Below are 25,037 nucleotides of genomic sequence, written 5' to 3' on the forward strand. Positions count from 1 at the left end.
GTGCTGTACGAGAAGGGGGCGAGCTGCGAAGCGGGCTCAGCGGGCCCGTTCCTCCACGGCGACGGCCGCCGCCGCGAGGACGCCGAGCGCGGGCACGGCGAGCGGCGGGAGGAATCCGGCGCACAGGATCACGACGGCGAGGCCGCACACGAGGAGGAGCGATCCGCCGGGGCCCCGTACGGTGCGGCGGGCCGCGGCGGCGAGGAGGGCCGCCAGCGCGTTTCGGGGGCCCAGACGGCGGCGGCGCGCAGCACGGTGACAGCAGCGCCGAGCAACGCGAACACGCCGACCGCCGCAGCGAGTTGACCGCCGGGGAGGCCGGACCGCGCGACCCGCAGGTCGATCCAGACGGCCGCCCAGGCCGCGACCCCGGCGAGTCCGACGAGCCATCCACGGCGCGCCGCGAGCCGCCAGTCCGCGAAGAACTCGCGCCGGCCGCCGACCCGCGCGCCGAGGTGGCGGCGCAGATGCCGGGAGCCCGCCGCGAAGGCGGCCGGCGCGGTGACCACGGGCACGGACGCGAGTGCGATCCACACCCCGGTCAGCAGGCACTCGGCGAAGACGCCGAACCCGACGCGGCGCCGGGACTCGGCCGGCGGCGTGGCCCTCATCCCTTGAGCCCGGAGGTCGCCATGCCGTCGATCAGGTAGCGCTGGAAGGCGAGGAAGAAGGCGATGACGGGGATCAGCGCCACCATCGACATGGCGATCATGCCGCCGTAGTTGGAGATGCCCTCCTGGTCGCGGAACATCATCAGGCCGAGCGAGACGGTGTACTTGGACGGGCTGTTGAGGTAGATCAGCGGCCCCATGAAGTCGTTCCAGGCGTTGATGAAGGTGAAGATGGCGCTGGTGATGATCGCGGGGCGGCTCAGCGGCAGCACGATCGACCAGTACGTGCGCAGGTGCCCGCAGCCGTCGAGCTTCGCGGCCTCGTCCAGTTCCTTCGGCAGCCCGCGCATGAACTGCACCATGAGGAAGACGAAGAACGCCTCGGTGGCGAGGAACTTGCCCGCGACGAGCGGCACGAGCGTGTCGATGTAGCCGAGGTTGCGGAACAGTACGTACTGCGGGATGAGCAGCACGTGGTAGGGCAGCAGGAGCGTGCCGATCATCAGCGTGAAGAGCAGGTTCCGCCCGGCGAACCGGATCTTGGCGAACGCGTACGCGGTCAGCGAGCTGGACAGCACGACGCCGACGACGGCGAGGACCGCGTACATCAGCGAGTTGACGAAGAAGCTGCTGATGGAGATCCCGGAGATGCCGTCGGCGAGCCCGGAGAAGTTCGACCAGACCGGCTGCACGGGGAGCAGGTCGAGGCTGCCGACGATGTCCTTGCTGGGTTTGACGGAGGCGCCGACCACCCAGATCACCGGGTAGAGGACGACGGCGAGCACGACGAGCGCGCCCACGTGCCAGACGACGGAGCCGGTGCGCCGCCGCTCGCTCGTGTTACGTATGACTTCGTCCGTTGTACGTATGACGGGGTGCGGGGCGCTGGTCATTTGGCGGCCTCCGTGCTGTGCGTGTCGTCGTCGTAGTGCACCCACTTCTTCTGCGACCAGAACAGGACCGCCGTGACGAGCGCGACCGCGATCACGAGCGTCCAGGCCATCGCGGAGGCGAAGCCCATCTGGGACTCCTTGAAGCCCTTCTGGTAGAGGTAGCAGGTGTAGACGAGGGTGGCGTCGGCCGGTCCGCACCGGGTGTCGGAGACGACGTAGGCGGAGCCGAACACCTGGAAGGCGTGGATCGACTCCAGCAGGACGTTGAAGAAGAGCACCGGGGAGATCATCGGCAGGGTGATGTTCCAGAACCGGCGCAGCGGCCCGGCCCCGTCGACCTCGGCGGCCTCGTACAGCTCCTGCGGGACCTGCTTGAGCCCGGCCAGGAAGATGACCATGGGCGCGCCGAACTGCCAGATGGAGAGGGCGACCAGGGCGTACAGGACGTAGTCGGGGTTGCCGATCCAGCCGCCCACGTCGAGGCCGAAGACCTTCTGCGTGCGGTCCACGACGGCGTCGTCGGAGAACAGCGCTCGCCAGACGAAGCCGACGGAGACGCTGGCGCCGATGAGCGAGGGCAGGTAGAACGCGGCGCGGTACAGGGCCTGGCCGCGCCGCCGCTGCGCGAGCAGCAGGGCGACGCCGAGCGCGAGCAGCAGTTTCAGCGGCGTGGCGACGACGACGTACTTGAGCGTGACCTGCACGGACTTCTGCCAGCGCGGGTCCTGGAACATGGTCGTGAAGTTGTCGAGCCCCACCCACTGCGGCGGGGTGAAGAGGTTGTAGCTGGTGAAGGCGTAGTAGAGCGAGGCGATCATGGGTCCCGCGGTGAGCAGCAGGAACCCGGCGAGCCACGGCGACATGAAGAGATAGCCGGCGAGGTTCTCGCGGCGCCGCCCGCGGCGCCCGGGGGCGGGCGCGGCGGACCGGCCCGTCCCCAGTGCGGCGGGGGCTTCCTTGACGAGCGTCATGTGTTGCGTCCCCTCGCTCAGCCCGCGAACGCGGCCTCGGCCTCGCCGAAGAACTGACGTGCCGCGGCGGCCGGCTTGTTCTTGCCCTGGGCGACCTCGCCGCCGATGCGCAGGAACGCGGCCTCGATGACGTCGGCGCCCGAGGGGTGCGGGGTGATCTTGCCGAGGACTCCGGCGTCGGCGACCTCGTCCTCGTAGGCGGCGACGCCCTTGTTGTTGGCGTCGTCGGGCTGGTAGGCGTCGTACTGCTCGGTGGTGGCGAGGATGCCGCGGTCGTAGCCCATGATCTTGCCGACCTCGGGGTCGTGCACCATGAAGTCGATGAACTGGGCGGCTTCCTTCGGATGCTTGGTGCCGGTGAAGGCGCTGAGCATGAGCGAGCCGAGGTACTGGCCGGTGTCCTTGCCGTCGGTGGTGGGGATCGGGGCGAGCCCGTAGTCGGACGTGCCCTCGCCCTCGTAGCGGATGGAGAAGTTGTCCCAGGTGAATTCGGACGCGGCGAGCCCGGCGGAGAGGCCGGACTTGGGCTTGGCCTGTTCGATCTTCTTCGGGTCGGCGACGAGGCCGGACTTGACGCGCTTGTAGCCGTCCTCCCACCACTGCGTCAGATCGGCCTCGGTGAAGCCGAGTTCCTTGTCGGTGAAGAAGGCCTTGCCGTTCTGCCGGAGGTAGAGGTCGTAGAGGTACATGATGGTGAAGTAGCCGGTGTCGCCGGATATCTTCTGGGTGTCCTGGATCTTCTGGAGCGCGTCGAAGTAGTCGTCCCAGGTCCAGCCCATCTCGGGTGAAATACCCGCCTTCTTGAAGACTTTCAGGTCGACGACGAGCGACATGGTGTTGGCGCCGACGGGTATGGCGATTTGCTTGTCGTCGACCTGACCGACCGTCAAAACGCCGTTCCGGAAGTTCTTCAGGCTCAGATTCCCGGCGTCCGCCTGCGACTTCAGATCCATGAGGACGCCGCGCTTGTCGTACTTGCGCAGAAAAGCCACCGAATTCTGGAACACGTCCGGCGGATTCCCGCCGGAAGCCTGTGTCTGGAACTTCTCCCAGAACGATTCGTAGTCGGTGAATTCGGGCTTGATCTTGATCTTCGGATACTTCTTCTCGAAGAGCGCGATCGTCTTCTTGATCGCGATCGTCCGGGGCTCCCCGCCCCACCACGCGTACCGAAGGGTGACGGGGCCGTCGCCCGAGCCGCTTCCGCCGCCGCAGCCGGCCGCCGTCAGGCCGAGCGCGGCTAGCGACCCTCCCGCGACCTTCAGCAGTCCACGCCGGTCAAGATCCCTGATCGTAGGCATAGTTCGCCCCTTCACCCGCTGGGTCGATTCGCATTGAATCGTTTTAGGTAAGCGCTTGCCGGGCCAAGGTAGAGACGGCGCGGGGGCGCGTCAACGGTTCGGGCAAGAATTCCGTCGAAGCGCTTCGAAGCCGCAGGTCGGCGGGCGCGCCGACGGGCGCGGGAACGCCGAAGGCCCCGGAGACTCGATGTCTCCGGGGCCTTCGGTCCGGGTGGGCGATACTGGGTTCGAACCAGTGACCTCTTCGGTGTGAACGAAGCGCTCTCCCACTGAGCTAATCGCCCGGGCGCAGGAAGAACATTACCCCATGTCAGAGGGTGCCTGGGACCACCCCGCGCCCCGCCGCCGCACCGGCGTCACTGCTTGATGTTCCACGGCATCTCGAGGCCGAACTTCCACACGTAGATCCCGACCAGGACGGCGATGATCACCAGGCCGACCGTGGTCAGGATGATGTTGCGGCGGCGCACCTTCGGATCGAGCGCCCGCTGCGTCGCCTCCGTGACCTTGCGCTTCGTCCAGCGCAGCACCAGCTGCGCCCAGACGAACTCCGTCGCCCAGATCGCCATGCCGCCGAAGATCACCAGCCAGCCCGGCCCCGGCAGCGGCAGCATCACGATGCCCGCGGCCACGACCGCGAGCCCCACGACGAAGACGCCCACCTGCCAGCTCAGGTGCAGCGTCCGGCTGCGCTGGATGAACCCCGGCGCCCGCGAGCCCAGCGGCTTCGCCTCCGGCGTCCCCGACGCGTCCGGCCTGCCCTCATCGACCCCGACGACCTGGCCGGCCGCCTCGTCACTCCCCGTATTCATGGTGCCAAACCTACCGGACCCATTCATGTCACCGGAATGGCCGTTACTCAGCGGATAAGACTCGGCCGTACGAGCTACCTAAAGCAGCCCAAAACACTCAGAGGGGTTTACAACGGCACCGTAGGTGGCATGTCGATTTCGCCGACGTGCGAATCCCCGAGCGCACACTGAGCGAAAGGCCCTGGCGCTTATGAACACCACGGTCAGCTGCGAGCTGCACCTGCGCCTCGTTGTGTCGAGCGAGTCCTCACTGCCTGTACCCGCAGGACTGCGGTATGACACGGCCGATCCGTATGCCGTGCACGCCACTTTCCACACCGGAGCCGAGGAGACGGTCGAGTGGGTTTTCGCCCGCGATCTCCTCGCCGAAGGCCTTCACCGGCCGACCGGCACCGGCGACGTCCGAGTCTGGCCGTCCCGCAGCCACGGTCAGGGCGTTGTCTGCATCGCCCTGAGCTCTCCGGAGGGCGAGGCTCTGCTCGAGGCCCCGGCGCGGGCCCTGGAGTCGTTCCTGAAGCGGACCGACGCCGCTGTGCCTCCGGGCACGGAGCACCGTCATTTCGATCTCGACCAGGAGCTCTCGCACATCCTCGCGGAAAGCTAGCCGCGCGGGAGGTTCGCGTCGGCAGCCGGCCGCCGCGAGCAGAGCGAGGGCGCCTCGCGCCGTCCACTCGGGGAGACGGCGCGGCCGTACACGTGCACGACAACCGCATAGTCCAGACACCGGCGTCGCCGCCGTGGGAGTCTCCACGGGGGCGACGCCGGCGTGTGCCATGGCGGGGGCCGGGGCGGGCGGGGCGGACCGGTGTGCGGCGCGGGCCGGGGTGGGGCACGGCGAGCCGGTGATTGGCGCGGGCCGGGCCGGGGGCCGCGAACCGGTGCGTGGCACGTACCGGGCCGGGCACGGCGAACCGGTGCACGGCGCGGGCCGGGGCAGGGCACGGCGAGCCGGTGACTGGCACAGGCCGGGCCGGGGGCCGCGAGCCGGTGCACGGCACGTACCGCCCCGGCCCGCGCCGCGAACCGGTGTGCGGCGCGGGCCGGGCCGGGCGCCGCGAACCAGAGCGCGTTCCCGCCGGAGGCTCCGTTCGGCCGGGTTCGCGCGGGCACGGAGGCGCTAGGCTCGGCCAGCACCGGCGGGTGTGGGCCCGCCCTCCAGGGCAGGGAGCTAATCGTGCTGATCACCCATGACACCCGGTGTGCGCTCGACACCGTGGTCGATCTGGTGAACACCGCACCGGACAGCCACACGGACGCCGGCGGCCCCGACGGCCTCGCGAGTGTGGCGGCTCTGGCGGACTTCGTGGCGAAGCACGAGATCAGCGACGTGGAGGTGGGGGTGCTAGCGGAGCGTGACCTCGACTCCGTACGCGCCATACGGGCCCAGTTCGCCCAGGTGTTCGCGGCCGCGGATCCGCGCGGCGCGGCGACGGTGATCAACGACCTCGTCGCGGCCGCAGGCACCACGCCCCGCCTCACGGACCACGACGGCTACGACTGGCACGTGCACTACTTCGCGCCCGGCGCGTCCGTCGCCGACCACCTGGCCGCCGACTGCGGCATGGCGCTGGCCTTCTTCGTGGTCGCGGGCGAGCAGGAACGGCTGCGCCGCTGCGAGGCCCCGGACTGCCGGTACGCGTTCGTGGACCTGTCCCGCAACCGCTCCCGCCGCTACTGCGACAGCCGCACCTGCGGGAACCGGCTGCATGTGGCCGCCTACCGGGCACGCCGCAAGGAAGCGGCGGGCTGAGCGCTCCTCAGAGGAGCAGCAGGTCGTGCAGGGCGGCCAGGAGAAGCAGGGAGCCGATGACTCCCAGGAAGATCATCAGTGGTGGCTGGGAGAGGGCGAAGAGACACCCTCGCTGGTTCTGGGTCGGTACGGGCGTGGGCGGCGCGGCCACACTGCGCGGCGGCGTCTGCCCCTGTTCGGCGTCGAGCTGGTCGGCCAGCTGCGGTGAATCCAACATCTCGTCGCGATGATGGCGCAGGTCATGACCGGCACCTCACCAACGAGCGCCCCGCGGGCGGGAGTTCGCCGGATTACGTGACCCCCGACCGGGCACGTGCGCGAAAAGTCCGGGACTTGTCGTACGTACGTCCAGTCGTACGAGCCCCTCGGCTCCGCCGGTACGAGTGGTCCGGCCGTCCTGGGCTCAGATGCCGTGCTTCTTCAGGATCGCCTCGATGTCGCTGAAGTCGTCGGCCCCGCCGGCCGTCTCCTTCTCCTTGCGCTTCGGCTGAGCGGCCTGCGCGGGCGCGGGACGCGCACCGCCGCCGAGGGACGGGGCCGACGCCGCCGGGGCCACGGCCTCGCGCCGGGCCGCCTTCGCCGCCGCCCTGCCCTCCTTGCGGGTGCCGCCGCCGCGCCGCTCGACCGCCCGCGTCCCCATGAACATCAGCCAGGCCGCGCCGAGCACGCCGAACCCGGCCCACGCGGTGGGGCTGAACGCGGTGTCCACGACCCAGCCGACCGCGCCGGTCATCACCAGGCCCAGCGGGACCAGGGAGTAGGCGGCGAGGCGGGCCGCCGTCAGGAACCGCTTGCGGTACGCGGTGACCGCGGCGATACCCAGACCCGCCACGGCGACGGCGGAGCAGACGGTCTCGGCAATCATCCGGTCCTCCTGGGCTCGGGCGTTCGGTACTCGGGCATTCGGTACTCGGGCGTTCTGTACCTGTGCGGGGGCTTGCGTCCCCTTCCATCCTGCACCGCCGGGGCGGTCCGGGGCCACGGTCGGGGCGGACCTCAGGGAGATCTCGGGGTCGCGCCTCCTCCGCAGGTCCAGGTTGGGGCCGCCGGTCCGCGCCTGGAAGACTGGCCTCATGAACGCCCCGAAACCCATCCTTGACGTGTGGTGCGAGCTGCAGTGCCCCGACTGCCGCTCGGCCCTGGACGACGTACGCGCCCTGCGCGAGCGCTACGGCGACCGGCTCGAGCTGCGGCTGCGCCACTTCCCGCTGGAGAAGCACAAGCACGCCTTCGCGGGCGCGCAGGCCGCCGAGGAGGCCTTCGAGCAGGGCAAGGGGTGGCCCTACGTCGAGGCGGTGCTCGGCCGGGTCGAGGAGTTCGACCGCGCGGGCGAGCCGTTCCTCGTCGAGGTGGCGCGCGAACTGGGCCTGGACGCCGAAGAGTTCGACACCGCGCTGGTCGACGGCCGGCACATCCTGATCGTCGACGCCGACCAGGCCGAGGGCAAGGCGATCGGCGTCACGGGCACGCCCACGTACGTCATCGGCGGCGAGCGGCTCGACGGCGGCAAGAGCCAGGACGGGCTGCGCGCCCGCATCGAGGAAATCGCCGACCGCCTCCTCGCCGAGCAGTCCTGAACCGGGCTGACCGCCTCTCGCCGAGCAGGCCCGTACCGGACAGGCAGCCGTCAGAGCAGCTGCTTGTACAGGTGGTGCACCGTCGTCTCGTAGCCCAGCGACGCGTACAGGCGCTGCGCCGGGGTGTTCCCCGCGAACACGTTGAGGCCGATGCGCGTGGCGCCCGCCGCCAGCGAGTCGGCCTCGGCGAGCAGCATCAGGGAGCGGCCATGCCCCCGCCCCCGGTGGGCGGGGTCGACCTGGACGTCGTAGACGTACGCGCCGTCGCCGCGCTGGGCCAGCCACAGGGTGCCGACGCGCTGCCCGTCGTGCTCCAGGACGCTGACCAGGACGTCCGGCGTGGCGACGCCCTCGGGCAGCAGGGCCGCGTGGTCGCGGTCGGCCTTCTGCCTGGCCTCCTCCTCGGTGGCCCCGCGCTCCCGCACCGTGCGCGCGTACTGCTCCTTGCCCCGTGCCAGCCACGGCCCGAACTCGGCCTCCGTCATCCGGCGCCCGGCGCTGCCCGCCGGGAGCGTCGGCGGCCGGCCGGGCAGCGCCTTCGCCATGGTGCGGTTGCGCTCCACGTAGCCGAGCGCGGTGGCGAGGCGGAGCAGCCGCTCCTGGTCCGCGGGGACCGACGCCTCGATGCGGCGGCAGTTCCAGGAGCGGGCCACTTCCTCGGCGGCGAGCGCGGCGACGGTGCCGCGCCCGCGGCCGCGGTCCGGCTCGTCGACGCTCAGGTCGAGGACCTGGGCGACCGACGGGCCGTACGCGGGGTGCGTGGCGAGGTGGAGCGTGCCGACGGGACGGCTGTTCACGCACACCGCGTAGTGGCGCGAGCGCGAGCCGTCGACCGTGCGCTGAAGCGGCTCGGTCGGCCGCAGGGTCGTGGTCATCAGGGCTGTTCTACCCGCCCGTACGCCCGGGACCCCAGCGGTTTACGTCGCCCGCGCACCTGGCACCCAGCGGTTCAGGGCTCCGGCTCACGGGTCCAGGTGGTCCGCGGCCCGCTCGTCCCAGACGCGCATCGCCTTCGCCGTGACGGGTCCCGGGGCGCCCGGCAGGTCGCGGTCGTCGACGCGGTGCACGGCCTGGACGTCGCGCAGCGTCGAGGTCAGGAAGATCTCGTCGGCCTGCGCGAGCACGTCCAGCGGCAGGTCGGTCTCCTTGGCGCCGGTCCACTCGACGGCGAGGGCGCGGGTGATGCCCGCCAGGCAGCCGGAGGCGACCGGCGGGGTGTGGATCTCGCCGTCCAGGACGACGAAGACGTTGGACCCGGTGCCCTCGCACAGCCGGCCGAGCGTGTTGGCGAACAGCGCCTCGGACGCACCGCGTTCACGCGCGCGTGCCAGGGCGACGACGTTCTCCGCGTACGAGGTGGTCTTCAGGCCCGCGAGGGCGCTGCGCTCGTTGCGCGTCCAGTCCACGGTGATCACGGCGGTGGTGTCGGGGCGCCGGGAGGTCTCGCCGAGCGCGACGACGAGCGTGGTGCCCTCCTCGCCGCGGTCGGAGCCGAGCGGGGAGAGACCGCCGGTGTAGGTGATCCGCAGGCGGCCGAGCGCCATCGGGTTGGCGTCGAGGACGGCGGCGCAGGCGCGGCGCACCTCGTCGAGGTCGGGCTCGGGCAGCCCGAGGCCGCGCGCCGAGCGGGTCAGCCGGTCCAGGTGCCGGGTGAGGGCGAACGGCTCGCCGTCGACCGCCTTCACCGTCTCGAAGATGCCGTCGCCCACGGTGAGCCCGTGGTCGAGCACGGAGACCCGCGCCTCCTCGGTCTCCCGCAGCCTGCCGTCGAGCCAGATCTTCACGTGAGGTCCCCTCCGCCTTTCCCGGGTACCGGCCCGGTCGTCCCCCGGGCTGTCAGGCGTCCGCCTGCCCGGCGCACCCCTGCGAGTGCCCCTCCGACGCTACCGCCAGCAGCCGGGACGCCTTCAGCTCGGTCTCCCGCCACTCCCCCTCGGGGTCCGAGCCCCAGGTGATGCCGGCGCCGGTGCCGAAGCGCAGGACCGCGTCCGCGCCCGTACGGTCGATCCAGAACGTGCGGATGCCGACGGCCAGTTGTCCGGTGCCCCGGTCCGCGTCGACCCAGCCGATGCCGCCGCAGTACGGGCCGCGCGGCGCGGTCTCGAGATCGTCGATGACGCGCAGGGCGCTGGACTTCGGGGCGCCGGTCACGGAGCCGGGCGGGAACGTGGCGTCGAACAGCTCGGCCCAGCCGGCGCCCTCGCGCAGTTCGCCGCGGACCAGCGACACCAGGTGGACGAGGCCGGGGTGCTTCTCCACGACGCACAGGTCGGGGACGGTCACGGTGCCGGGCGCGCAGACGCGGCCCAGGTCGTTGCGGACCAGGTCCACGATCATCACGTTCTCCGTGAAGTCCTTCTCCAGGAGGTCCGCCTCGGTCCGCCCGGTCCCCTTGATCGGCCCGGACTCGACGAGCGTGCCGCGCCGCCGCAGGAACAGCTCGGGCGAGGCCGTCGCGATCTCCACGCCGTGGCCGGGCAGCCGGATCGTGCCCGCGTACGGGGCCGGGTTGCCGCGGGCCAGGAGGGCGGTGAGCGCGTCCACGTCCGCGTCGGCGGCGACCGGGGCGGACAGCACGCGGCAGAGGTTGGCCTGGTAGACCTCGCCGGTCGCGATGCGGGCCCGTATCTCGCGCACGCCCTCCGTGTACGCGGCGTGGCCGAGGGACGACGTCCAGTCCGCGGGCGCGGGGCCGCGCCAGGCGCCGGGGCGCGGGGCGGGCACCGGGACCTCCCGCACGTCGTCGAAGCGGGCGCAGACCAGGCGCCCCTCGAAGTCGGCGGCGACCGCCCAGAAGCCGGACGACTCCAGGGCCGCGGGGTCGCTGGTCACGTCGCGCAGACCGGTCGCGAGGAGTTCGCCGAAGCGGGCGAGAGGGGGGAGGTCGATCACGGTGTCGAGTCTAGAAGGGGCCGGTCCGGGTGACGGTGCGGTGACCTGGAGTGGAACCCCGAGCGGAGGACGCGCGCTCGCGCGGGTGTCGCGCCGGTGGCCGCCCGGGTGATCGCTCACGGGGTCGCTCGTGGGGTCGCTCCGGTCGTCGCACCTCAGCACGCTGCGCAAACGCGTTTTTGTACTGGCCCAGGAATCCGCTAGAGTTCAACACGTCGCCGGGACGCGCAAGCGGATCGGAAAGACACGCGAACGTAGCTCAGTTGGTAGAGCGCAACCTTGCCAAGGTTGAGGTCGCCGGTTCGAACCCGGTCGTTCGCTCGATGTGGGGGATCTTCCCGAACCCCTACGCTCCTGGTGGAGTGGCCGAGAGGCGAGGCAACGGCCTGCAAAGCCGTCTACACGGGTTCAAATCCCGTCTCCACCTTTTTGCGCGATTAGCTCAGCGGGAGAGCGCTTCCCTGACACGGAAGAGGTCACTGGTTCAATCCCAGTATCGCGCACTGGATCTTCGGACTCCGGTTCGTCGTCGATCCGTCCCGCGCGATTAGCTCAGCGGGAGAGCGCTTCCCTGACACGGAAGAGGTCACTGGTTCAATCCCAGTATCGCGCACGCAGCACCACGCAGTACCTGGTAGCACCCCCTGCGGAGCCTGATAGAGTCTGGCCCGTTCCCGCGCGATTAGCTCAGCGGGAGAGCGCTTCCCTGACACGGAAGAGGTCACTGGTTCAATCCCAGTATCGCGCACCAGCAAGAAGCCCCCGGTCCTCGGACCGGGGGCTTCTTCGTTATTCAGGAACCGGTGTCAGGAGGAGAAGAGCATCCTGCCGAAGCCGCCCTTGTGGTGGCCGTGGTGCCCGTAGTGGCCGCCGTGCCCGCCGTGCTGCGGCGCGCCCCAGGCCGGGGCCGGGGCGGACGGATACGCCTGCGGTGGGGCCGGCGGGGCCTGCTGCTGCCACTGCGCCTCCAGGCGCGTCAGCGACTCCAGCTCGCCGTAGTCGAGGAATATCCCGCGGCAACCGCTGCACTGCTCGATCTGGACGCCGTTGCGGTTGTACGTGTGCATCGGTGCGTGACACTTGGGACACTGCATGATCGGGTCAACTCCTCGCCGTTCGGCACTGCTTCGCCGGAACACTGCCCGGCTTCCGTCCTCGGCACCCTACTTGGCGGCGACGTGACCCAACTGGGTCGGTACGCCCACCATTCGGTCACAGGCGTCGACGACGGCCACCTCCACCTCGTCCAGGGGGCGGCCCGCCTCGACGGCCTTCGTGATGGCGAGGGCGGCGGTCTGCACGGTCAGGGCGCGCGCGGGGATGTCGAGCGCGGGCCACGGATCCGGGCCGCTCAGCTGGGGCGCGCCGCCCGCGCTCCGGTAGGCGGCGAGGAAGCGGGCCCAGTCCGCGGCGGGCAGCAGACCGCAGGCGAACCAGGCCGCCGGACGTGCCAGGTCCCACGCCGGGTCGCCGACCCCCATGTCGTCCACGTCGATGAGCAGCCAGGGGCCCGAACCGGCCGGGCTGCGGACCAGCTGGCCGAGGTGCAGGTCGCCGTGGCAGAGAGCGCGGGCGTGCGCGTACGGGGCCTCGGCGCGGGCCCATGGTGGGAGCGTGCGCCATGCCCTCCGGACGGGTTCGGCGGCGGGGTGGTCCGGGGCGGTGGCCTGCAGCCTGGCCAGGGCGCGGGCCGCCTTGAGGGGGCCCCGCATCCACGGCAGGGCGTCCGGGAGCCGGTCCACGGGCGTCGCGTGCAGCCGCGCCAGCAGCTCGGCGGCGGCTTCCCAGGGGGCGTCCTCCGGGCGGTCCGGGTCGACGGGTGTGCCGTACGGCCAGAACGAGACGAGCCGCCCGTCCGCGGGCGCTGCCGCCGGGCGCAGGGGTGGCAGGAGGACGCCGTCCAGTTCCGGGTGCGCGGCCACGGCCAGCCGCACCGCCAGCTCCCCCGGGTCCGTACCGCCGGCATGGGCCTTGACCACGACGTCCCCGTGCCGGACGACGGTCCCGTCCACCCGATCGGCAAGCGTCCCCACCCCACACCCACAGGCCTCGACCCCGCGATGCAACACCCACCGAGCCGAGTCATGAAGCGCGGACGCGCTGAACGTGGTCACGGGGTCGAGCGTACGGGGAGGCCGGCGCGGGGTTGCTGGGTGCCGGGCGCTTCGCGTGCGGGTGGGCGGGGCGCGTCGGACACGGCGGCTGGGGGCGGACAGGCTCTGCGCCGGGTACGGGGCCGAGCCTCCCCCGGGTACGGGGCCGAGCCTGCCCCAAGTACCGGCAGGCTGCGCCTCGGGTGAGGGCGCCCACCGCGCCGGTCATGGGCCAGCCCGACCAGCCCAAGGACGGGCGCCCATCGCCCGGTCACGGGCCGACGGAAGGGCAGGCGCCCGGGACGGGCCCCGACCACTACCGCCCGCCCCGGGGCGGGATGACAGTCGGCCTCGTGGTGCAGGCACAGCCTTGGTGCCCCGCGCGGGCTGCCCGCCGGCCCCCGTCGCGGTCGGGGCGGGTGCGCTTCGTCGCGGTGTGGGCGGGCCCCGGTCGGGGCTGAGTGGGGCCGGTCCGGTCCCGTCTCTCTGGTGCCTGACCAAGTCGCCCGGCGCGGCTGCCCGGCGCGGACCCCCGGCGGGAGCTCATCCGGCACCGCGGTCCGCGCACCGCATCGCTCAGCGCGGCGACGGTCGCGCCCGTCGGCGCACTGCAGCCCGCGCCTCCGCGCAGTCGTGCCGTCGGCGAAGCCTGCAGCCCGCACCCCCGGCGCAACCATGCCCGCCAGGCGCCGACGGCCCCGCGCCCCAGCGCATCGCGCCGCGTGCCCAATGACCCGCCGAACCCGCGGAGCGCATGGCAATGCCGCGTGCAGCTCCCCAGCTGCACGCGGCATTTGTGCCGTCCGCCGCACCCCCGTCCCCACGGGGTTTCCTGGTCGGATGTCCCCGCCCGGACCGCTCATCCGGGCCTGGAGGCGCCGCTCAGCGCCCCAGCATCACGCCCACGGACGACGCTTGCGCGACCACCGCGTCCCAGCCGCCGAAGACGACGACCAGGAGGGCGGCGAGGGGGAGGACCATGGCCGTGGCCACCAGCGGGTGGCGGCGGCCGGTCGCGGGGCTGCCGTACGGCGCAGTCCTGCGAGCCCACGTGCTGCGGAACGCTGTCGTCCGCGGTGTCGTGTCCGCCATGGTCCTCTCCCGGTCGCAAATCTCGGGTCCGCCGGTCGGGCCCGGCGGGATGTCGAGTTGTCGAGTTGTCGGCAGCGGCGGGTACCTGACCTCGGGGGACGAGAGCTGCACCCGCCGCTTGACCTCAAATCTATGGGCGGGGGTCATTGGGGTCGTCATGCCCTCGTACCGATTGCCGGGCCTCCCGGAGGATGAGCGGTGCCTCTTCACGTACTCCCCTGGGTGGAGACGGCGCCTCGGCTCTCGGGGTCTTCCCGGAGGGGGCCGGGCGTCTCACCGGGTGACTTCTCTCACTTCATCGCGGCGCCCGCGACCCGGCCGGTTCCGTCTCGGGCGTCCGCGTCCTCTTCCCCGTGTCCCGACACGCCGCCGACCGGCCGTCTTTCACGGCGTCAAAGTCCGGCACGGCCGCGGCGATTGGCCGACTCGGCCACCGCAAGCCCCGTCAGGCGCAACCTTCCTGATCGCGTTTCACGTATAACCTCCCGCACCCACAATCGAATCGAGCGCGAGGGCGCGGCCTGAGCACACAGTCGGCCGCGTAAACGTAAGCTGTCGCTCGTCAGACGAGACCGGGCAGCAGCGGGGATGAACATGGCGATGATGCGCCTGAGGCGCGAGGACCCGCGCGTCGTCGGCTCGTTCCGGCTGCACAGACGTCTCGGGGCCGGCGGGATGGGCGTCGTCTATCTCGGCTCCGACCGGCGCGGGCAGCGGGTCGCGCTGAAGGTGATCAGGCCGGATCTGGCGGAGGACCAGGAGTTCCGCTCGCGGTTCGCGCGCGAGGTGTCCGCCGCGCGCAGGATCCGCGGCGGCTGCACCGCGCGCCTGGTCGCCGCGGACCTGGAGGCGGACCGCCCGTGGTTCGCCACGCAGTACGTGCCCGGGCCCTCGCTGCACGACAAGGTCGCCGAGGAGGGCCCGCTGCCCGCTTCGGACGTGGCCGCCGTCGGTGCCGCGCTGTCGGAGGGGCTCGTCGCCGTGCACGAGGCCGGGGTCGTCCACCGCGACCTCAAGCCGTCCAACATCCTGCTGTCCCCGAAGGGACCGCGGATCATCGACTTCGGCATCGCGTGGGCGACCGGCGCCTCGACGCTGACCCATGTGGGCACGGCTGTGGGCTCCCCCGGCTTCCTCGCCCCCGAGCAGGTGCGCGGCGCGGCCGTCACCCCGGCGACCGACGTGTTCTCCCTCGGGGCGACCCTCGCGTACACGGCGATGGGCGACTCCCCCTTCGGGCACGGCAGCTCCGAGGTCATGCTCTACCGCGTCGTGCACGAGGAGGCCCAGCTGCGCGGCGTGCCGGACGCGCTGGCGCCGCTGCTGCGCGCGTGTCTCGCCAAGGACCCGGAGGAACGGCCCAGCACGCTGCAGCTCTCGCTCCGGCTCAAGGAGATCGCCGCCCGCGAGGCACAGGGGCTGAGCGAGGCACGGCCGCCCGCGCCCCGCACCGAGGCCGACCGGCCGACGGGACGGCTGGCCGAGAGTTACGCGGATCAGCGCACCCAGCGCAGTACGCAGCGCAGCACCCAGCGGCGTACGCAGCCGGGCACGCCCGCGCCGCGCACCGGGAACGGCCGCACCACGGACGGCAGGACCACGGACGGCAGGACCACGGACGGCAGGACCACCGGCCGGAACGGCAGCGGGCGCACGGGCGGCGGCTCCGGGCCGCGCTCCACCGCCTCCCGCTCCGGGAACAGGCCCGCGCCGCGCAGCGGCACCGGGCGCCCTGCTCCCCGTACGAACTCACGGACGAACGGGACGGGCGCGGGCAAGAAGCTGCGGCCCGCGAACCCGAGGCTGCTGCGGCAGCGGCTGTTCGTGTTCGTGGTGGTGACGCTGCTCGTGGCGTTGGTGATCGCGGTGGTCCAGAGCCTGTGAGAGCGGCCGTGGTCAGAGCCTGTGAGAGCGGGCCGCGGCCAGAACCTGTGAGGCCGGGCCGCGGCCAGAGCCTGTGAGGCCGGGCCGTGGTCAGAGCCTGTGAGGCCGGGCCGTGGTCAGAGCTCCGGGCGGCCCGTCGCCACCGCGTAGAAGGCGACCGCGGCCGCCGCGCCCACGTTGAGCGAGTCGACGCCGTGGGCCATCGGGATGCGGACCCATTCGTCGGCGGCCATGAGCGCCTTGGTGGACAGGCCCTCGCCCTCCGCGCCGAGCAGCAGCGCGACGCGGTCCATGCGGTGCGGGGCGACCTCGTCGAGGGACTTGGCCTTCTCCGCCGGGGTGAGCGCGAGGAGGTTGAAGCCCGCCTCGCGGACCGTCTCCAGGGACCTCGGCCAGGAGTCGAGACGCGCGTACGGGACGGAGAAGACCGCGCCCATGGAGACCTTCACCGAGCGGCGGTAGAGCGGGTCGGCGCAGTCGGGTGAGAGGAGCACCGCGTCCATGCCGAGGGCGGCGGCCGAGCGGAAGATGGCGCCGATGTTGGTGTGGTCGTTGACCGACTCCATGATCACGATGCGGCGGGCCGTGGTGAGGAGGTCGTCCGCCGTCGGCAGCGGCTTGCGCTGCATGGAGGCGAGGGCGCCGCGGTGCACGTGGTAGCCGGTGACCTGTTCGGCGAGGTCGGGGGCGACCGCGTAGACCGGCGCGGGGACCTCGTCGATGACGTCGCGCATGACGTCGACCCACTTGGCGGAGAGCAGCATCGAGCGCATCTCGTAGCCGGCCTGCTTGGCGCGGCGGATGACCTTCTCGCCCTCGGCGATGAAGAGGCCCTCGGCCGGCTCGCGCTTGCGGCGCAGCTCGACGTCGGTCAGGCCCGTGTAGTCGCGCAGACGCGGGTCGTCGGGGTCCTCGATGGTGAGGAGACCTTGGGGTTCAGCCACGGGTCGATACTGCCTTGTCCTGGTGTTGGTGCCAACGGTTGAGCGCTGCGCTTGTTACCGCTGGTTACGTGTGGGGCTCTCGTGCACCACGGGGCCGATGACGATGACGGCGGGGGGCCGGACGCCTTCCGTCGTCACTCTCTCGCCGACCGTCGCCAGGGTGGCGTCGACGCGGCGCTGGGCCGTCGTGGTGCCTTCCTGGACGAGGGCGACCGGGGTGTCGGCGGCCTTGCCGTGCGCGATCAGCGCCTCGGCGATCTTCCCGATCTTGTCGACGCCCATGAGGATGACGAGGGTGCCGGTCAGCTGGGCGAGCGCGGCCCAGTCGACGAGGGAGCGCTCGTCGTCCGGCGCCACGTGGCCGCTGACCACGGTGAACTCGTGCGCGACGCCGCGGTGCGTGACCGGGATACCGGCCGCGCCCGGCACCGAGATCGAGCTGGAGATGCCGGGGACGACCGTGACCGGGATGCCCTCGGCGGCCAGCGCCTGCGCCTCCTCCATGCCCCGGCCGAAGACGAACGGGTCGCCGCCCTTGAGCCGGACGACGGCCTTGCCCTGCTTGGCGTGCTCGATCAGCGCGTTGTTGATCGCCTCTTGCGCCATGAAACGGCCGTACGGGATCTTTGCCGCGTCGATGACCTCGACGTGCGGGGGAAGCTCGTCGAGGAGGTCGCGGGGGCCGAGGCGGTCGGCGATGACGACGTCGGCCTCGGCGAGCAGGCGGCGGCCTCGCACGGTGATCAGATCGGGGTCGCCGGGGCCGCCGCCGACCAGGGCGACGCCCGGGGTACGGGTCCGCTCGGCGGTGACGGTGCCGTCGCGCAGGGCCTCCACCAGGGCGTCGCGGACGGCGGCGGTGCGGCGCGGGTCGCGGTCGGCGGCCTCGGCGGACAGGACCGCCACGGTCACGCCCTCGGTGCGGCCCGTGGCCGGGGTCCAGGCGGTGGCCGCCTCCGCGTCGTCGGAGCGGACGCACCAGATGCGGGCCGCTTCCGCCTCGGCGCTGGCCTGCTCGTTCGCCGCGCGGTCGCCGGTGGCGATGAGCACGTACCAGGCGCCTTCGAGGTCGCCCTGCTCGTAGCGGCGCTTGATCCAGGTCAGTTCGCCCGCGTCCGCCATGGCCTCTACGGAGGGGGTCGCCGACGGGGAGATCAGGGTGAGGTCCGCGCCGGCCGCGATCAGTGCGGGGAGGCGGCGCTGGGCCACCTGGCCGCCGCCGATCACTATCGTCCTGCGGTTGGTGAGGCGGAGGCCCACGGGGTAGGCGGGGTGCTGTGCGGCGGGCATGTTGTTCGGCTCCTGGGCGGCTGGGCTCTGGGGGCTGCGTCTTTGGAGCCCTGTGACGTGCGGGTTCGGGTGACGTCAGCTTATTGCCTGGCCCGTCGAGACGGTTGCCCGGCGCTGTAGCGCTGTGCCCACCCGTTCCTCCCCCAGACTCCGTCCGGGGGGACCCCCAGCGGAACGCCTGCGCGCAACCAGGCATGCGGGCGTTCCCCGGGACGGCGGGCTACTTCTCGGTGACGCCCGCTGAGTCGAACGTGGCCACCTCGTGCATGGCTCGGGCCGCGCTCTGGACGATCGGGAGGGCGAGGAGGGCGCCGGTGCCCTCGCCGAGGCGGAGGTCGAGGTCGACCAGGGGGCGCAGGCCCAGCTTGTTCAGGGCCGCGACGTGGCCGGGTTCGGCGCTGCGGTGGCCCGCGATGCAGGCGGCCAGGACCTCGGGGGCGATGGCGCGGGCGACCAGGGCGGCCGCGCCGGCGCTGACGCCGTCGAGGATGACCGGCGTCCGCAGCGAGGCGCCGCCCAGGAGCAGGCCGACCAGGGCCGCGTGCTCCAGGCCGCCGACCGCCGAGAGGACGCCGATCGGGTCGGCCGGGTCCGGCTGGTGCAGATCGAGGGCGCGGCGGACGACCTCGACCTTGCGGGCGTGCGTCTCGTCGTTGATGCCGGTGCCGCGCCCGGTGACCTCGGCCGGGTCGGCCTCGGTGTAGACGGAGATCAGGGCGGCGGACGCGGTGGTGTTCGCGATGCCCATCTCGCCGGTGAGGAGCGCCTTGTTGCCCGCCGCGACGAGGTCGCGGGCCGTCTCGATGCCGACCTCGATGGCCGCCTTGACGTCCTCCCGGGAGAGGGCGGGGCCGGTCGTCATGTCGGCCGTGCCCGCGCGGACCTTGCGCGGCAGCAGGCCTGGCGTGGCCGGGAGTTCGGAGGCGACGCCCACGTCGACGACGCAGACCTCGGCGCCGACCTGGTTCGCGAACGCGTTGCAGACCGCGCCACCGCCCAGGAAGTTCGCGACCATCTGGCCGGTGACCTCCTGCGGCCAGGGGGTGACGCCCTGGGCGTGCACCCCGTGGTCACCGGCGAAGATCGCGACGGCCGCGGGCTCCGGAACCGGCGGCGGGCACATCCGGGACAGTCCGGACAGCTGCGCGGAGATGATCTCCAGCATGCCGAGCGCGCCCGCGGGCTTCGTCATCCGCTTCTGCCGCTCCCACGCCTCGCCGAGCGCCTTCGCGTCGAGCGGGCGGATGTTGGAGACGGTCTCGGCGAGCAGGTCGTGCGGGTCCTCGCCGGGCAGGGCCCGGCGCCCGTACGTCTCCTCGTGCACGACCCACGACAGGGGGCGGCGCTTGGACCAGCCCGCCTGCATCAGCTCGGGCTCCTCCGGGAACTCGTCGACGTAGCCCACGCACAGGTAGGCGACGACCTCGAGGTGCTCGGGCAGGCCCAGGGTGCGGACCATCTCGCGCTCGTCGAAGAAGCTGACCCAGCCGACGCCGAGGCCCTCGGCGCGGGCGGCGAGCCACAGGTTCTCCACGGCGAGCGCGGAGGAGTACGGGGCCATCTGCGGCTGCGTGTGGCGGCCGAGGGTGTGGCGGCCGCCCCGGGTCGGGTCGGCGGTCACCACGATGTTGACCGGGGTGTCGAGGATGGCCTCGATCTTCAGTTCCTTGAACTGCTTCGCGCGGCCCTTGGGCAGCGACTTGGCGTACGCGTCCTTCTGGCGCATCGCCAGTTCGTGCATGGTGCGCCGGGTCTCCGCCGAGCGGATGACGACGAAGTCCCAGGGCTGCGAGTGGCCCACGGACGGCGCCGTGTGGGCCGCCTCCAGGACGCGGAGCAGCACCTCGTGCGGGATCGGGTCGGAACGGAAGCCGTTGCGGATGTCGCGGCGCTCGCGCATGACGCGCAGGACCGCCTCGCGCTCGGCGTCGTCGTAGCCGGACGCGGCGGCGGCCTCCGGCTCGAGGTCCTCGGGGACGGCGTCGGGCAGCGGCTCGGCCTCGGGGGCTGCCTCGAAGGTCTGCGCGGTCTCGGGCTTCGGGGCGACCTCGATCAGGTCGGGCTCGTCGGCCTCGAAGTCGTCGGCCACCGGTTCGGCGGGCGCGGCCGGGTCGCCCTCGCGCGGCGCGGGGACGACGGCCAGGATCTCCGGCTCGGCGAGCTCCTCGACGGGCTCGGCGACGGGCTCCACGACCGGTTCCGCGGCCTGGTCGTCGACGGGGGCCGGGGTCTCGACGGCGGCCGGGGCCTCGGCGGCCGGAGCTTCGGCGGGCGCGGGCTCCTGCGCGGGCTCCTCGACGGGCAGGGCCTCGGGCGCCACGACCTCCACGACCGGCTCGGCGGGCGCCTCGGCGACGGGCTCGGCAACCGGCCCGACGACGGGCTCGGCGACAGGCAGCGGCTCCGCGACCGGCGGCTGCTCCGCCACGACCGGCTGCTCCGCCACGACCGGCTGCTCAGCCACGACCGGCTGCTCCGCCACGACCGGCTGCTCCGCCACGACCGGCTGCTCAGCCACGACCGGCTGCTCAGCGGCGACCGGCATCTCGGCGCCCACCGGCTCCTGCACGGCCACCGGCTCCTGCGCGGGCTCCGGCACCTCCGCGTCCGCCACGCCCTCGGGGAGCACCGGCTCCTCCGGCAGCGGCGGCACCACCATGGCCTGCGGCGGCGTCGGCGCCAGGTGCGGCGTCGTCGGGACCGTGCCCTCGACGGGCACGAACTGGCCGAGCGGCTGCTCGGGCGCGGGCTGCTGCGCAGACTCGTACGCCTGCGGCTCGTGCACCGCGTACTCGCCCGACTGCTCGCCGCCGTGGCCCGCGTACGCGGCGACCGGATCGGCGGCGGGCGCGAACTGCTGGGAGGCGTCGGGGTGCTGCGGGTGCGGGAAGTGCGGGGTCTGCTCGGCGTAGAGACCGGGCTGCGGCTCGGCCGGGGCTTGCTGCTGCCCGGACTCGGCGGGCGCCCACGGGGTGCCGCCCTGCGGCGGGATGTCCAGGTACTCGGGGCCCGTGGTGGGCGGACCCGCCTGCCGTACGGGCGTCGGGTGCGCCGGGGTCTGCTGCGCGGGGCCGCGGTCGGCCAGCGAGCGGACGGGGCCGACACCGGCCGCCGGGGTGGGCGGGCCCATGTGGAGCGGGCGGCGCGGGGCGGCGGGCGCCTGCGGGGCCTGCGGCTGGCCCTGGGCCTGGATCGCGCCCATGTCGTGGTGTCCGCTGTCGCGGCCGGCCATCTCGTGCGGGCCCGGCTCGTGCGCGGCGAACGCCTGCGCGTACTCGGCGTACTCCGGCGCCTGCACGTACTGCTGCGGCGGGGGCGTCGGCGTCTGCGGCTCGCCCCAGGCGCCCTGGGAGCCGGGCATGAGGAGCATCTCGTCCTCCTCGCCGCCGGTGGCGGCGGGATCGAGGTAGGTGTACGCGCCCGGAGCGGGAACGCCCGGCTGTCCCACCGCGCCTGCGTTCTCCGGCAGCCCTTCGCCCGGAACCTGACCGGTGTCGGTCATGCCTACCCCTCGCCCATCGATGAGAACTTCCCTGCCGCTCCCGGCCGTCCGCCGGAGCCGCGCGCCCCTTGCGAGCCGCTGACCGGAGTGACCCGGCGTCCGCCCTCCTTGGAAACATCTCCTTGGAGAACGAGCACGCGAGCCGCACGGCACGAACCGCCCCGGACAACAGGTATTGTCCCGGCCGGATCGCGACTGTGGCAGGTGGTTCGGCCACGGTCTCCTGTGGACTGCGCCACGTTGCGCGTCCTCCGGTCGCCGCCGTACCACAAGCGCGCCAAGAGTGGTGCGTTTCCCGGACATTGGCCGACGAAGCGGCGTACGTCCCGGTGCGGTACAACGATCGGCCAGCCTACCGCGCGCGCCGGTCCTCCAGGGTCACGGGTGGCGGTCGGGAAGACGACCCGAAAGAAGGAACCCCACGGTCCGCTCCTTCTCCGTCCAGGCACGTGTGTCCAGTTCGACGGATTGCAGGAGCGCGCACTCGACGTCGTACCCGTGTTCGGTCAGGTCCCGGCCTACGAGTTCGGCGGCGTCGCGTGTCGCGGCGTGGGTGACGATGCGCGCGGGCCGCCGGTCGACGACGGCGGAGACGACCGCCGCTCCCCCGGCCCCGACGCGTACGACGTCGGGTTCGGGCAGGTTCTCCAGGACGTGCGGGGCGGTGCCGTGGACGATCTGGGCCTGGACGTTGAAGCGGCGGACGGTGGCGAGGGTGCGGGCGCAGGCGTCGGGGTCGCGGTCGACGGCGATCACGGCGGCGCCGAACCGGCCCGCCTCCGCGGTGAAGGCGCCGCTGCCGCAGCCGATGTCCCAGACGAGGTCGCCGGTGCGCGGGCCGAGCCGGGCGAGCTGGGCGGCGCGCAGCTGTTCGCTCTCGCCCTCGCCGAAGGGGCCCGCGTACTCGGCGGCGGGCAGCGCCCAGCCGCGCGGGGTGGTGTCGGGGTCGCCGCCGAAGAGCCAGCCCCCGTTCTCCGGGGTGCCCACGGTGACCGTGCCGCCGACGACGATGACGACGTTGGGGTCGCGCCAGCTGTGGTCGGCGGCCTTGTCGGAGGTGACGACGGTGACCTGTTCGCGGTCGGTGCCGAGCTCCTCGCAGATGACGAAGGTGCGGTGGACGCCTTCGAGGAGGAGGCCGAGTTCGGCGGGGCCCGCGCCGGGCGAGGTGAGGACGGCGACCTTGGTGTGGGCGCGGCAGACGTTGACGGCGCGGCGCAGGGTGCGGCGGTGGGCGACGACGACCTGGGCGTCGTCCCAGGGCATCCCGGCGCGGGCGAAGGCCTGGGCGACGGCGGAGACGGCGGGCACGACCTCCACCTCGAGGCCGTACTGCGGGGCGCGCAGGGTGCGCACGACGCCGAAGAAGCCGGGGTCGCCGTCGGCGAGGACCACGGCGGTGCCGCGGTGGCCGGTGATGCGGCGGGCGGCGAGCGCGACGCTGCCGAGCCGGATGCGCTCGGCGTGGGCGGGGATCTCGGGGAGCGCCAGGTGGTGGGCGGCGCCTGCCACGAGGGTGGCCGCGCTCAGCGCGGAGCGGGCCGCCGCGGTCGGCGGAGAGCCGTCCCAGCCGATCACCGTGACCCGGTCGGCCATCGTCGTCAGTCTCCAGGGTGTGCTCGGGTGCGTACGCGCGAAGGGGCGTACACGGGTCGGGGGGATGCCGCCGGCGGGTGGGGAGCCGGGATGGGCACCGGAGAGCGTACCTGCTGGGCCTGGCGACCGCCTGTGCGGTCCGGGTCGGTTCCGGTCCGGTCCGGGTCGGTTCCAGTTCGGTCCGGGTCAGTTCCAGTCCGAGAAGGCGGTGAAGCCGCCGGCCTCCGCGAGCTGCTCGGTGACGCCCTCGATGTCCTCGGGGAGCAGGCCGTACACGATGAAGTCGGTGCGGACCTCGGCCAAGCCGCCGTCCTCGGTGCGGGTGCGCGCTATGCAGGCGTTGCGCAGGACGCCCTCGCTGATGCTGCCGATCTTCTGCGCGACCTGCTGGGAGGCGGTGTTGTCGGCGGCGGTGCGCATCTCGATGCGCTCCATGCCCTGGTCGCGGAAGAGCCACTGGGCCATCGCGAGCGCGGCTTCGGAGGCGTAGCCCTCGCCGCGGGCCCAGGGGGCGACGATGTAGGAGAGTTCGGTGGCGCGGACATGCCAGTTGGTCTTGGTGAGCTGGACGATGCCGACGAGGCGCTGAGTGAGGAACTCGGTGACGGCGAGGTCGAGTCCGGTGCCCGCGGCGCGTTCCTTCGGCGCGTACTTGGTGATCCAGCGGCGCGCGTCGTCCTCGGTGAAGGGCTGCGGCACGGAGGTCCAGGCGGCGACGAGTTCGTCGTTCATCATCTCGGCGAGCGCCGGGGCGTCGTCGTCTTCGAGCGGACGCAGCACCAGTCGCTCCGTACTGATGGAGATGTCGGGGAAGGTGTTCGTCATACGCCGCTCCGTAACCTTCGTGGCGGCCCGCCGGGCATCGCGCCGGCCGCCGGGTGAAGTGCCCAGCATGCAGCATGAAGGCACGTAACCGCACATGGGGGCCGCCCCCGATGGCCGGGAGCGGCCCGCCGTGCGCGGCAGGTGAGGCGGGGTCAGAACGAGGGCAGGACCGAGCCCTTGTACTTGTCCTCGATGAACTTCTTGACCTCGGGCGACGTCAGGAGCTTGGCGAGCTTCTTGACACGCGGGTCGTCCTCGTTGCCCTCCTTGACCGCCAGCACGTTGTTGTACTGGTTGTTCTCGGTGGACTCCAGGGCGAGGGCGTCCTTGGCGGGGTTCAGGCCCGCGCCGATCGCGTAGTTGCCGTTGATGACGGCGCCGTCGACGTCCTTGAGGGAGCGCGGCGTCTGGGCCGCCTCGACCTCCTTGAACTCCAGGTCCTTGGGGTTCTTGTCGATGTCCTGCGGCGTCGCGGTGGCCTCGGAGCCGGACTTGAGCGTGATGAGGCCGCTCTTGGCGAGGAAGCGCAGGGCGCGGCTCTCGTTGTCGGCGTCGTTCGGGAGGGCGATGGTGCCGCCCTTCTTGATGCCGTCGAGCTTGTCGGCCTTCTCGGAGTAGAGGCCGAGCGGCTCCAGGTGGACGACGGCGACCGAGGCGAGGTGCGTGCCCTGCTTCTTGTTGAAGTCCTTGAGGTACGGCGTGGTCTGGAAGTAGTTGGCGTCCACGGACCCGTCCTCGGTCGCCGTGTTCGGCGTGACGTAGTCGGTGAACTCCTTGACCTCGAGGTTGAGGCCTTCCTTCTTCGCCAGGTTGTCCTTGATGTACTCGAGGATCTCGGCGTGCGGGACGGGCGTCGCGGCGACGACGAGCTTGTCGGACGCCTTGGCCTTGGTGTCGCCCTTGTCGTCGGAGCCGCAGGCGGTCAGACCCAGGGTGAGGGCGCCGGTGGCGAGGACAGCTGCGGTGATCTTGGTGGTGTTACGCACGAAAAGTGCCTTTCTCCA

At 72.5% G+C, this 25,037-nt stretch carries 22 protein-coding genes, 6 tRNA genes and 1 pseudogene; 9 read left to right on the plus strand and 20 right to left on the minus strand.

The window, feature by feature from the left end; all coding sequences use genetic code 11:
• Positions 1-36: 36 nt before the first annotated feature.
• From N5I75_RS05840 to N5I75_RS05865, 6 genes and pseudogenes are all read right to left on the minus strand, one after another.
• Positions 37-611 (minus strand): annotated as a pseudogene (locus N5I75_RS05840) (hypothetical protein).
• Positions 608-1,504 (minus strand): carbohydrate ABC transporter permease, encoded by an 897-nt coding sequence (locus N5I75_RS05845; protein ID WP_476675015.1) that lies wholly within the window; start codon positions 1,502-1,504, stop codon positions 608-610. Before N5I75_RS05845 ends, N5I75_RS05840 begins: the two are co-directional and overlap by 4 nt.
• Positions 1,501-2,475: a carbohydrate ABC transporter permease gene (locus N5I75_RS05850; protein ID WP_476675017.1), complete on the minus strand. Its 975-nt coding sequence runs from the start codon at positions 2,473-2,475 to the stop codon at positions 1,501-1,503. Before N5I75_RS05850 ends, N5I75_RS05845 begins: the two co-directional genes overlap by 4 nt.
• 17 nt (positions 2,476-2,492) lie before the next feature.
• Positions 2,493-3,776 carry an ABC transporter substrate-binding protein gene (locus N5I75_RS05855; protein WP_476675019.1) on the minus strand — a complete coding sequence of 428 codons (1,284 nt, stop codon included), beginning with the start codon at positions 3,774-3,776 and terminating at the stop codon, positions 2,493-2,495.
• A gap of 212 nt (positions 3,777-3,988) precedes the next feature.
• Positions 3,989-4,060, minus strand: a tRNA-Val gene (locus N5I75_RS05860).
• 72 nt (positions 4,061-4,132) lie between these two features.
• Positions 4,133-4,588, minus strand: a complete 456-nt coding sequence (locus N5I75_RS05865) for a TIGR02611 family protein (RefSeq protein WP_476675020.1) — start codon at positions 4,586-4,588, stop codon at positions 4,133-4,135.
• A gap of 190 nt (positions 4,589-4,778) precedes the next feature.
• On the opposite strand from N5I75_RS05865, the gene N5I75_RS05870 reads away from it, so the two are divergent.
• On the plus strand, positions 4,779-5,192 hold the full coding sequence (locus N5I75_RS05870) for an SsgA family sporulation/cell division regulator (RefSeq protein ID WP_004002642.1): 414 nt from the start codon (positions 4,779-4,781) through the stop codon (positions 5,190-5,192).
• A 570-nt stretch (positions 5,193-5,762) separates the two neighbouring features.
• Positions 5,763-6,338, plus strand: coding sequence for a CGNR zinc finger domain-containing protein (locus N5I75_RS05875; RefSeq protein WP_476675022.1), 576 nt, complete (start codon positions 5,763-5,765; stop codon positions 6,336-6,338).
• Between the two features lie 7 nt (positions 6,339-6,345).
• Here N5I75_RS05875 and N5I75_RS05880 read toward each other — a convergent pair whose 3' ends face one another.
• Both N5I75_RS05880 and N5I75_RS05885 read right to left on the minus strand, forming a co-directional pair.
• Positions 6,346-6,555, minus strand: coding sequence for a hypothetical protein (locus N5I75_RS05880; protein WP_476675024.1), 210 nt, complete (start codon positions 6,553-6,555; stop codon positions 6,346-6,348).
• Between the two features lie 186 nt (positions 6,556-6,741).
• Complete coding sequence (locus tag N5I75_RS05885; RefSeq protein ID WP_476675026.1) at positions 6,742-7,203, minus strand: hypothetical protein; 462 nt, start codon at positions 7,201-7,203, stop codon at positions 6,742-6,744.
• A 208-nt stretch (positions 7,204-7,411) separates the two neighbouring features.
• Here N5I75_RS05885 and N5I75_RS05890 point away from each other — a divergent pair, with 208 nt between their 5' ends.
• Positions 7,412-7,915 carry a DsbA family protein gene (locus N5I75_RS05890; protein ID WP_476675028.1) on the plus strand — a complete coding sequence of 168 codons (504 nt, stop codon included), beginning with the start codon at positions 7,412-7,414 and terminating at the stop codon, positions 7,913-7,915.
• A 50-nt stretch (positions 7,916-7,965) separates the two neighbouring features.
• Here the strand turns inward: N5I75_RS05890 and N5I75_RS05895 are convergent, their stop codons facing one another.
• From N5I75_RS05895 to N5I75_RS05905, 3 genes are all read right to left on the minus strand, one after another.
• Positions 7,966-8,790, minus strand: a complete 825-nt coding sequence (locus N5I75_RS05895; protein ID WP_476675030.1) for a GNAT family N-acetyltransferase — start codon at positions 8,788-8,790, stop codon at positions 7,966-7,968.
• Positions 8,791-8,877: 87 nt separating this feature from the next.
• Complete coding sequence (locus N5I75_RS05900) at positions 8,878-9,699, minus strand: aminotransferase class IV (RefSeq protein WP_476675032.1); 822 nt, start codon at positions 9,697-9,699, stop codon at positions 8,878-8,880.
• A gap of 52 nt (positions 9,700-9,751) precedes the next feature.
• Positions 9,752-10,807: a chorismate-binding protein gene (locus tag N5I75_RS05905; RefSeq protein ID WP_476675034.1), complete on the minus strand. Its 1,056-nt coding sequence runs from the start codon at positions 10,805-10,807 to the stop codon at positions 9,752-9,754.
• Between the two features lie 248 nt (positions 10,808-11,055).
• On the opposite strand from N5I75_RS05905, the gene N5I75_RS05910 reads away from it, so the two are divergent.
• From N5I75_RS05910 to N5I75_RS05930, 5 genes are all read left to right on the plus strand, one after another.
• Positions 11,056-11,128 (plus strand) — tRNA-Gly (locus N5I75_RS05910).
• A 35-nt stretch (positions 11,129-11,163) separates the two neighbouring features.
• Positions 11,164-11,234: transfer RNA gene (locus N5I75_RS05915), tRNA-Cys, on the plus strand.
• Positions 11,235-11,238: 4 nt separating this feature from the next.
• Positions 11,239-11,310: transfer RNA gene (locus N5I75_RS05920), tRNA-Val, on the plus strand.
• 38 nt (positions 11,311-11,348) lie between these two features.
• A tRNA-Val gene (locus N5I75_RS05925) sits at positions 11,349-11,420 on the plus strand.
• Positions 11,421-11,483: 63 nt separating this feature from the next.
• Positions 11,484-11,558: transfer RNA gene (locus N5I75_RS05930), tRNA-Val, on the plus strand.
• 55 nt (positions 11,559-11,613) lie between these two features.
• Here N5I75_RS05930 and N5I75_RS05935 read toward each other — a convergent pair.
• The 3 genes from N5I75_RS05935 to N5I75_RS05945 form a co-directional block, all read right to left on the minus strand.
• Positions 11,614-11,901 (minus strand): TFIIB-type zinc ribbon-containing protein, encoded by a 288-nt coding sequence (locus N5I75_RS05935; protein WP_476675036.1) that lies wholly within the window; start codon positions 11,899-11,901, stop codon positions 11,614-11,616.
• Between the two features lie 69 nt (positions 11,902-11,970).
• Entirely contained in the window at positions 11,971-12,921 is a 951-nt protein-coding gene (locus N5I75_RS05940) for a phosphotransferase family protein (RefSeq protein WP_476675038.1), read from the minus strand.
• Between the two features lie 861 nt (positions 12,922-13,782).
• On the minus strand, positions 13,783-13,992 hold the full coding sequence (locus N5I75_RS05945) for a hypothetical protein (protein ID WP_398203886.1): 210 nt from the start codon (positions 13,990-13,992) through the stop codon (positions 13,783-13,785).
• A 588-nt stretch (positions 13,993-14,580) separates the two neighbouring features.
• Between N5I75_RS05945 and N5I75_RS05950 the strand changes: the two genes are divergently transcribed.
• Positions 14,581-15,876 carry a serine/threonine-protein kinase gene (locus N5I75_RS05950; protein ID WP_476675041.1) on the plus strand — a complete coding sequence of 432 codons (1,296 nt, stop codon included), beginning with the start codon at positions 14,581-14,583 and terminating at the stop codon, positions 15,874-15,876.
• Positions 15,877-15,992: 116 nt separating this feature from the next.
• Here the strand turns inward: N5I75_RS05950 and N5I75_RS05955 are convergent, their stop codons facing one another.
• The 6 genes from N5I75_RS05955 to N5I75_RS05980 form a co-directional block, all read right to left on the minus strand.
• Positions 15,993-16,820 (minus strand): TrmH family RNA methyltransferase, encoded by an 828-nt coding sequence (locus N5I75_RS05955; RefSeq protein WP_476675043.1) that lies wholly within the window; start codon positions 16,818-16,820, stop codon positions 15,993-15,995.
• A gap of 54 nt (positions 16,821-16,874) precedes the next feature.
• The gene (cobA, locus tag N5I75_RS05960; RefSeq protein ID WP_476675045.1) at positions 16,875-18,110 is read right to left on the minus strand and encodes a uroporphyrinogen-III C-methyltransferase; all 1,236 of its coding nucleotides are present in this window, start codon (positions 18,108-18,110) and stop codon (positions 16,875-16,877) included.
• 220 nt (positions 18,111-18,330) lie between these two features.
• Positions 18,331-21,612, minus strand: coding sequence for a nicotinate-nucleotide--dimethylbenzimidazole phosphoribosyltransferase (gene cobT, locus N5I75_RS05965; RefSeq protein WP_476675047.1), 3,282 nt, complete (start codon positions 21,610-21,612; stop codon positions 18,331-18,333).
• Positions 21,613-21,990: 378 nt separating this feature from the next.
• Entirely contained in the window at positions 21,991-23,208 is a 1,218-nt protein-coding gene (gene cbiE / locus N5I75_RS05970) for a precorrin-6y C5,15-methyltransferase (decarboxylating) subunit CbiE (RefSeq protein ID WP_476675049.1), read from the minus strand.
• A 186-nt stretch (positions 23,209-23,394) separates the two neighbouring features.
• A complete protein-coding gene (locus tag N5I75_RS05975; protein ID WP_476675051.1) occupies positions 23,395-24,033 on the minus strand; it encodes a GNAT family N-acetyltransferase in 639 nt (212 codons plus the stop codon).
• A gap of 152 nt (positions 24,034-24,185) precedes the next feature.
• A complete protein-coding gene (locus tag N5I75_RS05980; RefSeq protein ID WP_476675053.1) occupies positions 24,186-25,019 on the minus strand; it encodes a MetQ/NlpA family ABC transporter substrate-binding protein in 834 nt (277 codons plus the stop codon).
• Positions 25,020-25,037: the final 18 nt, after the last annotated feature.

This window comes from Streptomyces sp. R818 (assembly GCF_056172735.1).